The 13,405-nt window shown below is 70.7% G+C and carries 11 protein-coding genes and 1 riboswitch; of the genes, 7 read left to right on the plus strand and 4 right to left on the minus strand.

What is annotated here, in order from left to right:
* Positions 1-7: 7 nt before the first annotated feature.
* Positions 8-144, plus strand: a riboswitch (cobalamin riboswitch).
* A 37-nt stretch (positions 145-181) separates the two neighbouring features.
* On the plus strand, positions 182-3,814 hold the full coding sequence (gene cobN / locus OG766_RS18395) for a cobaltochelatase subunit CobN (protein WP_328725789.1): 3,633 nt from the start codon (positions 182-184) through the stop codon (positions 3,812-3,814).
* Positions 3,815-3,875: 61 nt separating this feature from the next.
* Positions 3,876-4,418: a GNAT family N-acetyltransferase gene (locus tag OG766_RS18400; protein WP_266380654.1), complete on the plus strand. Its 543-nt coding sequence runs from the start codon at positions 3,876-3,878 to the stop codon at positions 4,416-4,418.
* An 88-nt stretch (positions 4,419-4,506) separates the two neighbouring features.
* On the opposite strand, the gene OG766_RS18405 is transcribed toward OG766_RS18400, so the two are convergent.
* Positions 4,507-5,916: an MFS transporter gene (locus tag OG766_RS18405; RefSeq protein ID WP_328725790.1), complete on the minus strand. Its 1,410-nt coding sequence runs from the start codon at positions 5,914-5,916 to the stop codon at positions 4,507-4,509.
* A 188-nt stretch (positions 5,917-6,104) separates the two neighbouring features.
* The gene (locus OG766_RS18410) at positions 6,105-6,980 is read right to left on the minus strand and encodes a LysR substrate-binding domain-containing protein (protein ID WP_266380658.1); all 876 of its coding nucleotides are present in this window, start codon (positions 6,978-6,980) and stop codon (positions 6,105-6,107) included.
* 128 nt (positions 6,981-7,108) lie between these two features.
* Here OG766_RS18410 and OG766_RS18415 point away from each other — a divergent pair, with 128 nt between their 5' ends.
* The 4 genes from OG766_RS18415 (at position 7,109) to OG766_RS18430 (ending at position 11,108) form a co-directional block, all read left to right on the plus strand.
* On the plus strand, positions 7,109-8,299 hold the full coding sequence (locus OG766_RS18415) for an L-talarate/galactarate dehydratase (protein ID WP_328725791.1): 1,191 nt from the start codon (positions 7,109-7,111) through the stop codon (positions 8,297-8,299).
* Between the two features lie 84 nt (positions 8,300-8,383).
* Positions 8,384-9,334, plus strand: coding sequence for a 5-dehydro-4-deoxyglucarate dehydratase (kdgD, locus tag OG766_RS18420; RefSeq protein WP_328725792.1), 951 nt, complete (start codon positions 8,384-8,386; stop codon positions 9,332-9,334).
* Positions 9,335-9,392: 58 nt separating this feature from the next.
* On the plus strand, positions 9,393-9,935 hold the full coding sequence (locus tag OG766_RS18425) for a DM13 domain-containing protein (RefSeq protein ID WP_328725793.1): 543 nt from the start codon (positions 9,393-9,395) through the stop codon (positions 9,933-9,935).
* 12 nt (positions 9,936-9,947) lie between these two features.
* Entirely contained in the window at positions 9,948-11,108 is a 1,161-nt protein-coding gene (locus OG766_RS18430; protein ID WP_328725794.1) for a methyltransferase, read from the plus strand.
* A 94-nt stretch (positions 11,109-11,202) separates the two neighbouring features.
* On the opposite strand, the gene OG766_RS18435 is transcribed toward OG766_RS18430, so the two are convergent.
* A complete protein-coding gene (locus OG766_RS18435; RefSeq protein ID WP_328725795.1) occupies positions 11,203-11,610 on the minus strand; it encodes a rodlin in 408 nt (135 codons plus the stop codon).
* 536 nt (positions 11,611-12,146) lie between these two features.
* Positions 12,147-12,557 (minus strand): rodlin, encoded by a 411-nt coding sequence (locus tag OG766_RS18440; RefSeq protein WP_328725796.1) that lies wholly within the window; start codon positions 12,555-12,557, stop codon positions 12,147-12,149.
* Positions 12,558-12,854: 297 nt separating this feature from the next.
* Between OG766_RS18440 and OG766_RS18445 the strand changes: the two genes are divergently transcribed.
* Complete coding sequence (locus OG766_RS18445) at positions 12,855-13,265, plus strand: rodlin (protein WP_266380680.1); 411 nt, start codon at positions 12,855-12,857, stop codon at positions 13,263-13,265.
* Positions 13,266-13,405 lie beyond the last annotated feature (140 nt).

Genomic DNA, 13,405 nt, shown 5'->3' on the forward strand with positions numbered 1-13,405 from the left:
GGCAGCCTCTACTATGCAGACGGCACAGGGTCCCAGGACCCTAGGGAGGAAGCCCGGTGAGATTCCGGCGCGGTCCCGCCACTGTGAACCGGGCCTCGACACGGAGGCCGGGTGAGTCAGGAACTCCCGCCGACGACGACCACCCGGGGCGCGGAAACCCCGAGGAAGGCCTGCGCACGCGATGACGCACGCGACGACGCCCCCGGCGACGCCCACGATCCTGCTGCTGTCGACCTCCGACACGGACCTGCTCAGCGCCCGCGCGGCCGCGGGACCGGTTCCGTACCGCTTCGCGAACCCCTCCCGCCTGCGCCTCGACGAGCTGCCCGAGCTCCTCGAGGGCACCGCCCTCGTCGTCGTACGCCTCCTCGGCGGCATCCGCGCCTGGCAGGAGTGGATCGACGCGGTACTCGCCCACGACCGGCCCGTCGTCGTGCTCACCGGCGAACAGGCTCCGGACGCCCAGCTGATGGAGGCCTCCACCGTCCCCATCGGCATCGCGGCCGAGGCGCACGCCTACCTCGCACACGGCGGCCCGGACAACCTGGAGCAGCTCGCCCGGTTCCTGTCCGACACGGTCCTGCTCACCGGCCACGGCTTCGAGCCCCCGGCTCCCGCCCCCACCTGGGGCCCCCTCGACCGCGCCCCGCGCGGCACGACCGGCCCCACGATCGCCGTGCTCTACTACCGCGCCCACCACATGAGCGGCAACACCGCCTTCGTCGGCGCCCTCTGCGACGCCATCGAGGACGCGGGCGGCCAGGCCCTTCCCCTCTACGTCGCCTCGCTCCGCGCCCCCGAGCCCGAGCTGGTCGACCGGCTCGGCGGCGCCGACGCCGTCGTGACCACGGTCCTCGCCGCCGGCGGCACGAGGCCCGCCGAGGCGCAGGCCGGCGGCGACGACGAGGCATGGGACGCGGGCGCGCTCGCCGCGCTCGACGTGCCCGTGCTCCAGGCGCTGTGTCTGACCGGGTCGCGCAGCGCCTGGGAGGAGAACGACGAGGGCCTGTCCCCGCTGGACGCCGCCAGCCAGGTCGCCGTGCCCGAGTTCGACGGGCGACTGATCACCGTCCCGTTCTCCTTCAAGGAGATCGACGAGGACGGCCTCCCGGCCTATGTCGCCGACCCCGAGCGCGCGGCCCGCGTCGCCGGGATCGCGGTACGCCACGCCCGGCTCCGCCACATCCCGAACGCCGAGAAGCGCATCGCGCTCGTCCTGTCCGCGTACCCGACGAAGCACTCCCGCATCGGCAACGCGGTCGGCCTCGACACCCCCGCGTCCGCCGTCACGCTGCTGCGCCGACTCCGCGACGAGGGCTACGACTTCGGCACGGACGAGATCCCCGGCTTTGTCTCCGGCGACGGCGACGAGCTGATCCGCGCGCTCATCGAGGCCGGCGGCCACGACCAGGACTGGCTCACCGAGGAACAGCTCGCCCGCAACCCCGTCCGTATCCCGGCCGCCGACTACCGGCGCTGGTACGCGACCCTGCCCGCGGAGTTGCGCGAGCACGTCGAGGAGCACTGGGGCCCCGCGCCCGGCGAGATGTTCCTGGACCGCTCCCGCAACCCCGAGGGCGACATCGTCCTGGCGGCCCTGCGGCGCGGCAACCTGCTGATCGTCATCCAGCCGCCGCGCGGCTTCGGCGAGAACCCGATCGCGATCTACCACGACCCCGATCTGCCGCCCTCGCACCACTACCTCGCCGCCTACCGCTGGATCGCGGCCGCCGCGTCGGACAGGGGCTTCGGCGCCGACGCGATGATCCACCTCGGCAAGCACGGCAACCTGGAGTGGCTGCCCGGCAAGAACGCCGGACTGTCCGCCGCCTGCGCACCCGACGCCGCACTCGGTGATCTGCCGCTCATCTACCCCTTCCTCGTCAACGACCCGGGCGAGGGCACCCAGGCCAAGCGCCGGGTGCACGCCACCCTCATCGACCACCTCGTCCCGCCGATGGCCCGCGCCGACTCCTACGGCGACATCGCGCGCCTGGAGCAACTGCTCGACGAGTACGCGCAGATCTCCTCGATGGACCCGGCGAAGCTCCCCGCCATCCGCGCCCAGATCTGGACCTTGATCCAGGCCGCGAAGCTCGACCACGACCTCGGCCTGGACGACCGCCCCGACGACGACGGCTTCGACGACTTCCTGCTGCACGTCGACGGCTGGCTGTGCGAGGTCAAGGACGCCCAGATCCGCGACGGTCTGCATGTCCTCGGCGGCGCCCCCACCGGCCCCGAGCGGGTCAACCTGGTCCTCTCCATCCTCCGTGCCCGCCAGATCTGGGGCGGTGCGACGGCCCTGCCCGGACTGCGCGAAGCCCTCGGCCTCGACGAGTCGGCCGCGACCCGCACCACCGCCGACGAGGCGGAGGCGGCCGCCCGCGCGCTGGTCGAGGCGATGGAGGCGGCCGACTGGAATCCGGCCGCCGTCGCCTCCGTGTCCCAGGGGCACGGGCAGGCCGTCGCCGACATCCTCGACTTCGCCGCCCGTGAGGTCGTTCCGCGCCTCGCCGCGACGACCGACGAACTCGACCACGCCGTCCATGCGTTGAACGGCGGCTTCGTACCGGCCGGACCCTCAGGATCGCCGCTGCGCGGCCTCGTCAACGTCCTGCCGACGGGCCGCAACTTCTACTCCGTCGACCCCAAGGCCGTGCCCTCCCGCCTCGCCTGGGAGACCGGCCAGGCACTCGCCGAGTCCCTGCTCACCCGCTACCGCACCGACAACGGCGACTGGCCCTCCTCCGTCGGCCTCTCCCTGTGGGGTACGAGCGCGATGCGCACGGCGGGCGACGACGTGGCGGAGGCGATGGCGCTGCTCGGCGTCCGCCCGGTCTGGGACGACGCCTCGCGCCGCGTCAACGGCCTGGAGCCGATCCCGCTCGCCGAGCTGGGCCGCCCGCGCATCGACGTGACCCTCCGTATCTCCGGCTTCTTCCGGGACGCCTTCCCGCACGTCATCGGTCTCCTCGACGACGCCGTCCGGCTGGCCGCCTCGCTCGACGAGCCCGCCGCCGACAACTTCGTACGGGCCCACGCCCAGGCCGACCTCGCCGCCCACGGCGACGAACGCCGCGCCACCACCCGTATCTTCGGCTCCCGGCCGGGTACGTACGGCGCGGGACTGCTCCAGCTCATCGACTCCCGCGACTGGCGCACCGACGCCGACCTCGCCGAGGTCTACACGGTGTGGGGCGGCTATGCGTACGGCCGGGGCCTCGAAGGCCGCCCGGCCCGCGACGACATGGAGACGGCGTACAAGCGGATCGCGGTCGCGGCGAAGAACACGGACACCCGCGAGCACGACATCGCCGACTCCGACGACTACTTCCAGTACCACGGCGGCATGGTCGCCACCGTGCGTGCCCTGCGCGGGACCGCGCCCGAGGCGTACATCGGCGACTCCACCCGCCCCGAGACGGTCCGCACCCGCACCCTCGTCGAGGAGACCTCGCGCGTCTTCCGCGCCCGGGTCGTCAACCCCAAGTGGATCGAGGCGATGCGCCGCCACGGCTACAAGGGCGCCTTCGAACTCGCCGCGACCGTGGACTACTTGTTCGGCTACGACGCCACGACCGGCGTGGTCGCCGACTGGATGTACGACAAGCTCACCGAGGCGTACGTCCTGGACCCCGAGAACCGCGAGTTCCTCCAGCAGGCGAACCCCTGGGCCCTGCACGGAATCGCGGAGCGGCTGCTGGAGGCGGAGTCCCGCGGCATGTGGGAGAAGCCCGACCCGGCGGTGATCGAGGCCCTGCGCCAGGTGTTCCTGGAGACGGAAGGGGACCTGGAGGAGGGCGGCGCGTAGTCGCCGACGCGGTTGCCGAATCGGGTTGCTCTCGGCGAGCCCGGTCGGATAGGAAGCTTGCATGCTAAAGGGCGGCAAGGTAGGACTCCGGGCCAGGCACGAGGATGACATCCCGATCCTGCGGGCCGAGCTCTACGACGACGTGGTCAACTCCTCGCGGGCCGACAGCCGGCCGTGGCGGCCGATCACGCCCGGCTCGGACGACGCGCGGCTGGTCGTGGACGACACGGAGCAGGGGAACGTCCCGTTCTCCGTGGTGGAGTTGGACGGCGGCACGCTGCTCGGCACCGCGACGCTGTGGGGCATCGACCTTCACAATCGGTCCGCGCACATCGGACTGGGACTGCTGCCGTCCTCCCGCGGCAAGGGCTATGGCACCGACGTGGTCGCGGTGCTGTGCCACTACGGCTTCGTCGTGCGCGGCCTGCAGCGGCTGCAGATCGAGACGCTGTCGGACAACGCCGCGATGCTGCGCTCCGCCGAGCGCAACGGCTTCGTCCGCGAGGGCGTACTGCGCTCCTCGGCCTGGGTGCTGGGCGAGTTCATGGACGAGGTCCTGCTCGGGCTCCTCGTCCAGGACTGGAAGCCTGACTCGAAGGGCTAGCGAAGGACTAGCGAAGGGCTGGCGACGGGCCGGCGAAGGGCCGGAGGCTTTCGCCCCCCGGCCCCGTGCCCGGCCCGTCCGGGTGGTGTCAGGCCCGCCCGGTCCCGGACTCGGCCTGGATCTCCGCGAGGTCCAGGCGCTCGATGTCCTGGACGATGACGACGTAGCTGACGACCGCCATCGCCGCGCACACGCTGACGAACGCGAGCGCCAGGTCGAACGAGCCCGTCGCGTCGAGGATGTAGCCGATCACCAGCGGTGTGACGATGCCCGCCACCGCACCGAACGTGTTGAACACGCCGCCCGCGAGCCCCGCGATCTGCTTCGGGGACACGTCCGCCATCACGGCCCAGCCCAGTGCTCCGAGTCCCTTGCCGAAGAAGGAGAGGGACATGATCAGCACGACGAGCCAGTCCGCCGTGACGTAGTTGCAGACGATGATGCCGGTGGACAGCAACAGGCCCGTGACGATGGGGAGTTTGCGGGCCGCGGTGAGGCTGACACCGCGGCGGTTGAGCAGGTCGGAGAGGAAGCCGCCGAGCACTCCGCCCGCGAAGCCGCACAGCGCCGGCAGCGAGGCGACGAAGCCGGCCTCCAGGATGGTCATCCCGCGCTCCTGGACCAGGTAGACGGGGAACCAGGTGAGGAAGAACCAGGTGATCGTGTTGATGAAGTACTGACCGACGAAGACGCCGAGCATGGTGCGGTTCTTCAGCATCGCCCTGATGTGGCGCAGGTTCTGCCTGCCGGAGTCGGCGGCGCCGCTCTTCGGTGCCTCTTCGCCGCCCACGGCGGACTCGTCCATGTCGATCAGCGCGCCTCCGGCGCCGATGTGGTCGAGCTCGGCCCGTGTCATGCGCGGGTGGCTGCGCGGCGGGTGGATGACCCGGGTCCAGACCAGCGCCAGCACGACGCCGACGGCGCCGACGACGGTGAAGACGTGCTCCCAGCCCAGGGAGACCACGAGCCAGCCCATGAGCGGGGCGAAGGCCACGGTCGCGAAGTACTGCGCGGAGTTGAACAGGGCGGCGGCGAACCCGCGCTCCTTCGTGGGGAACCAGGCCGCGACGATACGGGAGTTGCCGGGGAAGGACGGCGCCTCCGCGAGGCCGACGGCGAAGCGCAGAACGAACAGCAGGGCCACGGCGGCGCCGGTGAAGAAGCCGATGGCGCCCTGGAGCATGGTGAAGACGGACCAGAGGAAGATCGCCGCGCCGTAGACCTTCTTCGAGCCGTAGCGGTCGAGCAGCCAGCCGCCGGGTATCTGGGCGATGAGGTACGACCAGGAGAACGCGGAGAAGAGGACGCCCAGTTCGCCGGCGCTGATGCCGAGGTCCTTCTGCATCGCGTCACCGGCGATCGAGAGCGTGGCCCGGTCCGCGTAGTTGATCGTGGTGACGAGGAACAGCATGGCCAGGACCACGTACCTGAGCCGGCCTGTCGCTGATGCGGTGCGGACGGCGGTGGCCGGTTCGTCCTGCCGGTCGAGTGCTGTCATGACGGTCGGTCTCCTGCGTCGTGCGGTCGGCGGCTCCCGCAGCGGTGTGGTCCGGACCACAGCACCAGCGGCTGGGTGTCGACCGTAGGTTCGCTTCCGATTCCCGTCCACATCGACTTTTGTAGGCTGCGATACCTTTCGCGCATCACCGGTGTCCGGGCGGCGGCATCACCGGCGCCCGGACCACCTCACAGATGACGCAGCAGCGCGTGCAGCGCGGGATTGTCGTTGGCCTTGCGCCACACCAGGTTCAGCTCGACCGGCTGTGGCACGGGCAGCGCGACGGCCCTGAAGGTGATGCCCGCGAACCGCATCTGCGCCGCCGCCTCGGGGACGAGCGCGACGCCCCAGCCCGCGTTGACCATCGCCAGGATGCTGTGGACCTGGCTGAGGTACTGGATGAAGACGGGCGCGACCTGCGCGGTGCGGAAGACGCTGATCAGCAACTCGTGGAAGTAGCGCGCCTCCACGGGCGAGTACATCAGGAACTCCTGCCCGTCGAAGTCCTCGACCCGCAGCGGCTCCTCGCCGCCGGTGAGCGGGTGGCCGGTGGGCAGGGCCGCGAGCAGGCCCTCCCGGATGGCCGGCCGGGTCTCCAGATCGGGACCGATCGCCGCCGGACGCACCATGCCGAGGTCGAGTGCGCCTTCGGTGAGGGCCTCCAGCTGGTCGCGGGTGACCATCTCGCGCAGCACGATCTCGGTGCCCGGCATGGTCTCGCGGGCGATGCCGAGCAGCTTGCCGAGGGTGGAGCAGGCGCTCGCCGCCGTGAAGCCGATGGCGATGGCGCCGGCCTCCCCGGCGGAGACCTGCCGTACGGCGAGGGCGGCGTGCTCCGCCTGGCGCAGGATGCGGCGCGCCTCGTTCAGGAAGGCGCGTCCCGCGGGCGTGAGCCGCACGGACCGGTTGGTGCGGTCCAGGAGCTGGACGCGCAGCTCGCTCTCCAGCAGCTGGATCTGCCGGCTCAGTGGGGGCTGGGTCATCCGGAGCCGTTCGGCGGCCCGGGTGAAGTGCAGCTCCTCTGCGACGGCGACGAAGCTCGTCAGTTGCGTCAGCGTGAACAACCATGCCCTCCCGGTATCAGTACATCCAAAACTAATGTTGGACGTGGATCAATCGCCGACCTTAGCGTCGTAGGCGTAGTCGAGTGACCGACGCAAGGACCGCCCCGCCTCACACCCAGGGACACGATGTGGTGACCACGACGCAGACGACCACGAAGACCGCGCACGCCGCGCACGGCGCGGGCGAGGCGACGCTCGACACGATCTCCTGGATCAAGCTGTCCTCGGTGACCCTGCCGCTGGCCACCCCGGTCAGCGACGCGAAGGTGCTGACCGGGCGCCAGAAGCCCATGACCGAGGTCGCGTTCCTCTTCGTGGAGCTGGCCACCGAGGCCGGTCACCAGGGCATCGGCTTCAGCTACTCCAAGCGCGCCGGCGGCCCCGGCCAGTTCGCCCACGCCCAGGAGATCGCCCCGAACCTGATCGGCGAGGACCCCAGCGACATCGGCAGGCTCTGGACCAAGCTCGTCTGGGCCGGAGCCTCGGTGGGCCGCAGCGGACTGGCCACGCAGGCCGTCGCCGCGTTCGACATCGCCCTGTGGGACCTCAAGGCCAAGCGCGCGGGCCTGCCGCTGGCCAAGCTCCTCGGCGCTCATCGGGACTCCGTGCGCTGCTACAACACCTCCGGCGGCTTTCTGCACACCCCCACCGAAGAGGTGCTGGAGAACGCCACGGCCTCGCTCGCCAGCGGCATCAGCGGCCTGAAGATCAAGGTGGGCCACCCCGACGGAAAGCAGGACCTGCGCCGGCTGACCGCCGTGCGCGAGCACGTCGGCGACGACGTGCCGCTCATGGTCGACGCCAACCAGCAGTGGGACCGGCCCACCGCCCAGCGCATGGGGCGGGCGCTGGAGGAGTTCGGCCTCGTATGGATCGAGGAGCCGCTGGACGCGTACGACGCCCAGGGCCACGCCGCGCTCGCCGCCTCCCTGGACACGCCGGTCGCCACCGGCGAGATGCTCGCCAGCGTCGCCGAGCACTGGGAGCTGATCCGCACCGGCGCCGCGGACATCATCCAGCCCGACGCCCCGCGCATCGGCGGCATCACCCAGTTCCTCAAGCTGGCCGCGCTCGCCGACCACCACCAGCTGCAGCTCGCACCGCACTTCGCCATGGAGATCCACCTCCACCTGGCCGCCGCCTACCCCTCCGAGCCGTGGGTGGAGCACTTCGACTGGCTGGAGCCGCTCTTCAATGAGCGCCTGCACATCAGCGACGGCCGTATGCACGTCCCCTCCCGCCCCGGCCTCGGCATCACCCTCAGCGACCAGGCCCGCGCCTGGACCCGGGCCACGTACGAGACCGGCACCCGAGCCTGACGCGCCGCCCACCGCGGCCCGGTTCTCCACCGGAGCGCTTCAGCCACCCGCCGCCTTCCCCTTCACCTCTGGAGCAGTACGCAGATGACGTCCTTCACCCCGGCCGAACTCGGCCGTCGCATCGGGTCCGGGCTGCTGTCCTTCCCGGTGACCCACTTCAGACCGTCCGACCTGGCCTTCGACGAGAGCGCCTACCGCGACCACATCGCCCGGCTCTCCGCGTACGAGACCGGCGGCCTGTTCGCCGCGGGCGGCACCGGCGAGTTCTTCTCGCTCACCCCCGGCGAGGTGGAGCAGGTCGTCCGCGCCGCGGCCCGGACCGCGCCCGAGTCCACCCCGGTCCTCGCCCCGGCCGGCTACGGCACCCGCACCGCGGTCGAGTTCGCCGCCGCCGCGGAGCGCGCCGGCGCCGACGGGATCCTGCTCTTCCCGCCGTATCTCACCGAGACCGGACAGGAGGGCCTGGCCCGCCATGTCGAGGCCGTCTGCCGCGCCACCTCGCTCGGCGTCATCGTCTACAGCCGTGCCAACGCCGTCTACACCGCCGACACCCTCGCCCGGCTCGCCGACAGCTGCCCGAACCTCATCGGCTACAAGGACGGCGTCGGCGACATCGACACCATGACCCGGATCTACACCCGCCTCGGCGAACGGCTCACCTACATCGGCGGCCTGCCCACCGCCGAGACCTTCGCCCTGCCGTATCTCGAACTCGGCGTCACGACCTACTCGTCCGCCATCTTCAACTTCCTGCCCGACCTCGCCCTGGACTTCCACCGCGCCGTGCGCGAGCGCCGCCACGACACCGTCGTCAAGCTGCTCGGCGACTTCGTCCTGCCCTACACCACCCTCCGCAACCGGCAGCCGGGATACGCCGTGAGCATCGTGAAGGCGGGCATGACCGTCACCGGACACGGCGCGGGACCGGTCCGCCCGCCGCTGACCGACCTCACCGCGGACGAGCACGACGAGCTCGCGGTGCTCATCGAGGGCGTCTGCGGCCCCGGCGCGCCGGCCGCGCCGGCCGCGCCGTAAGGATTCCGTCACCGGCCCGAACGCCCATGAAGCCCGTCAGCTGGACTTCAATGGACCCATGAGGAAGAAATCAGCGATCTCCGTCGGTCTGGCCGTCGGCACGCTACTCGTCGCGGCCGGGCTGTACTGGTTCCAGCCCTGGAAACTGTGGGTGGACGAGACCGTACGGGAGGAGCTTCCGGCGGCGGCCGTGTCCCCGTCCTCTCCTGCGTCCCCGGATTCCCCGGCTTCTCCCGCCGGACCGAAGGTCCTGGCCTCGGGCACCTTTATCAGCCATGAGCACCCCACCGAGGGCAAGGTCAGGATCGTCGAGCTGCCCGACGGCTCCCGCACCCTGCGGCTGGAGGGCCTGGACACCAGCAGCGGCCCCGCCCTGCGGGTCTGGCTCACCGACGCGCCCGTGAAGGAAGGCAAGGACGGCTGGCACGTCTTCGACGACGGCGCGTACGTCAGCCTCGGCGAGCTGAAGGGCAACAAGGGCGACCAGAACTACGCCCTGCCCGCCGGTGTCGACCTGAACAGGTACACCAGCGTCAGCATCTGGTGCGACCGCTTCGACGTCTCCTTCGGCGCGGCCGAGCTGTCCGGGGCGGCCGCGTAGCCTGAGAGCACGATGAACATCTTCACCACGTCATGGGGCGACCTCGGGCTCACCCGCTTCCCCGAGGACCCCCGTGACCAGCTCCGTGCCTGGGACGCCTCCGACGAGTACCTGCTGCGCCACCTGGAGGGCGAGGCCGTCGCGGGCACGGTCGTCGTCCTCGGCGACCGCTGGGGCGCCCTGGTCACGGCGCTCGCCGCCGAGCACCGGCCCGCGCAGATCAGCGACTCGTATCTGACCCAGCAGGCGACCCGCGCCAATCTCGCCCGCAACCGCACCCCCGCCGAGGCCGCCGGCGTACGGCTGCTGTCGACGCAGGACACACCGCCCGACCGGATCGACGTCCTGCTGGTCCGGGTCCCCAAGAACCTGGCGCTGCTGGAGGACCAGCTGCGGCGCCTCGCGCCGCGGCTGACCGCGGACACGCTCGTCGTCGGCACGGGCATGGTGACGGAGATCCACACCTCCACGCTGAAGCTGTTCGAGCGGATCGTCGGGCCGACCCGGACCTCGCTGGCCGTGAAGAAGGCCCGGCTGATCTTCTGCACCCCGGATCCCGCGCTGCTCGGATCCGCCCCCGCCGGCGATCCCTGGCCGCGCCGCTACGACCTGCCCACCGACATCGGGGTGATGTCGGGACGGCCGGTGACCAACCACGCGGGCATCTTCTGCGCCGAGCACCTCGACATCGGCACCCGCTTCCTCCTCCAGCACCTTCCGCACCGCCGCGGCCCGCTCCGGGTCGTGGACCTGGGCTGCGGAAACGGTGTGGTCGGTACGGCGATGGCGGTCGCGAACCCGGACGCCGAGGTGGTGTTCACGGACGAGTCGTTCCAGGCCGTCGCCTCCGCCGAGGCGACGTTCCGGGAGAACGCGGGACCGGCGGCCAAGGCCGGATTCCTGGTCGGTGACGCGCTGTCGGGAGTGGAGCGCGAGTCGGTGGACCTCGTCCTGAACAATCCGCCGTTCCACACCCATCGCGCCCTGACCGACAGCACGTCCTGGCGCATGTTCAGCGGCTCGCGCAGAGCACTGCGCCCCGGAGGTGAGCTGTGGGTGATCGGCAACCGGCACCTCGGCTACCACGTCAAGCTGCGGCGGCTCTTCGGCAACTGCGAGACCGTGGCGAGCAACCCGAAGTTCGTGGTCCTGCGCGCGGTGAAGCGGCGCTGAGCACCCACGGCGAAGGGCCCGGTCCGGCGATCGACGAGCGATCCTTCGAACCGGGCCCCTGGGCCGGGCCGTGGCAGGGCTGGCTCAGTGGTTCTCAGTGGTTGTTGACGCCGTTGCCGGACAGCACCGGGATGTCGTCCAGGACGTGCGACAGCGGCTCGTCGCCCTTGGCCTGGGTCGAGTTCTCCGCGCACTGCTGGCTCTGCGGGTTCGACAGCACGTTGACGTCCTGGACGGCCACCGGCACGAGGCCGACGAGCGAGCCGGCGTTGGCCTTGGCGGGCACACCGACGCAGAGCTTGTTCAGCGAGCCCTGAACCGCGCTGAGCTGCGGGCTCTGGTTGCCGTACGTGGCCGAGTTGCCGAAGACCTGAGAGGCGTCGTTGCCGCTCAGCGACGTGGTGCCGGCGTCGTCACCGATGGCGAGTGCCTGCGGGGCGGCAGTCAGCGAGACTCCGGCCACAGACGCGGTCACGGCCGCGGCTGCCCACAGCTTCTTCATGATGATTCCCTTCAGGGCTTCTTCAGGACGCGCACTCCACCGATGAAGTGACGCAATGATCAACAGCGCCGTCCGGGTGGCGGTTGCGGCCTGTAACCCGAACAGCGGAGCGCGGAACGGCGCCGGACGGAGCGGTTCGGTTCTTTTGCACCCAGAACAGGAGCGGTACGGGATATTGGGGGCATGGCGGAGCACAAGGGCCGTTGGGAACGGCAGGGGCTGATTCCGGCGAGCCGTAGAGAACCGGAGAGCCCCACGGCGCCGGCGGATCGTGGGAGGCCGGCGCCCAGGCCGTTCGCGGACCGTTCGGCGGAGCCCATCTACGCGTCTCTCATGACCAGTTGGTACGCCCAGGGCAGAACCCTCCCCGGCGTCCAGGACCGGGAATGGGCCGCGCTCGTCTCCTGGTCCTGGCCGCGCTGGTGAGGCGCCGCGCCCCATGACCGCACGAGGCCGGACAGCACGAGGCCGGACAGCACGAGGCCGGGCCGCCGCGGCGTACCGCGACGGCCCGGCCCTGGACTGCGCGAGAGCGGTCAGCCGTTGCCCTGGCCGTTGCCGGACAGCACCGGGATGTCGTTCAGGATGTGCGACAGGGACTCGTCGCCCTTGGCCTGGGTCGAGTTCTCCGTGCACTGCTGGTTCTGCGGGTTCGACAGGACGTTGACGTCCTGGACGGCCACCGGCACGAGGCCGACGAGCGAGCCGGCGTTGGCCTTGGCGGGCAGGCCGATGCAGGGCTTGTTCAGCGAGCCCTGGATGAGCGCCATCTGCGGGCTCTGGTTGCCGTACGTGGCCGAGTTGCCGAACACCTGCGAGGCGCCGACGCCGCTGGCCGAGGTGGTACCCGTGTCGTTGCCGATGGCCAGGGCCTGCGGTGCCGCCGCGGCCGAGACGCCGACGACGGACGCGGTGACGGCGACGGCCGCCATAGCCTTCTTGATCACGACTGATCCCTTTCTGGGGGTTCTGAGAGGGGACTGAGAGCCCGACCGAGAGCCCGTTCCCGAAGCCTCCTGACCAACTCCGGGCCCCGGACTTGGTTCTTCCGCTTCACTCCAAAGGGCTGTCCGCAACGCCCGCCCGGAGCGTGCGGAAATGATTCGCCGATCCGGTCGAGCCCATGTCGCGCAGGCGGCGCCATGAGGGCTGTTCGGGTGAAGTCCCGAAACCAAACGGCTGCCGTTCAGTTTGAGTCGGTGCGCAGACGAGCTCGTGTGTTCCTGCAGAAAGGCAATCAAGTGATGATCAAGAAGGTTATGGCTGCAGCTGCGGTCACGGCCTCCGTAATCGGTGTCTCGGCCGCCGCAGCGCCCCAGGCCCTCGCGATCGGTGACGACACCGGCACCACGTCCGCCAGCGGCGTCGGCGCCTCGCAGGTGTTCGGGAACTCCGCCACCTACGGAAACCAGAGCCCGCAGCTCGCCCTGGTCCAGGGTTCGCTGAACAAGCCCTGTGTCGGTCTGCCCGCCAAGGTCAACGCGGGTTCGCTGGTCGGCCTCGTGCCGGTGGGTGTCCAGGACGTCAACGTCCTGTCGAACCCGCAGAACCAGCAGTGCACGGAGAACTCGACCCAGGCCAAGGGCGACGAGCCGCTGTCGCACATTCTGTCCGACATCCCGGTGCTGTCCGGGAACGGCGAGGGCAACGGCTGAGGTCATCTCCACCCCCAATACCGGGAATTGCCGGACGGGCATCCGAGTGAATGCGCGGAGTCTGTATAGCCTGACGGTTTCTTCGGCGGGCACTCTTCGTTGTCAAGGCGTCAGTGGTATTGCCCCGTGCATTACCACGG

The organism is Streptomyces sp. NBC_00259 (assembly GCF_036181745.1).
GTDB classification, from domain to species: Bacteria; Actinomycetota; Actinomycetes; order Streptomycetales; family Streptomycetaceae; genus Streptomyces; species Streptomyces pratisoli.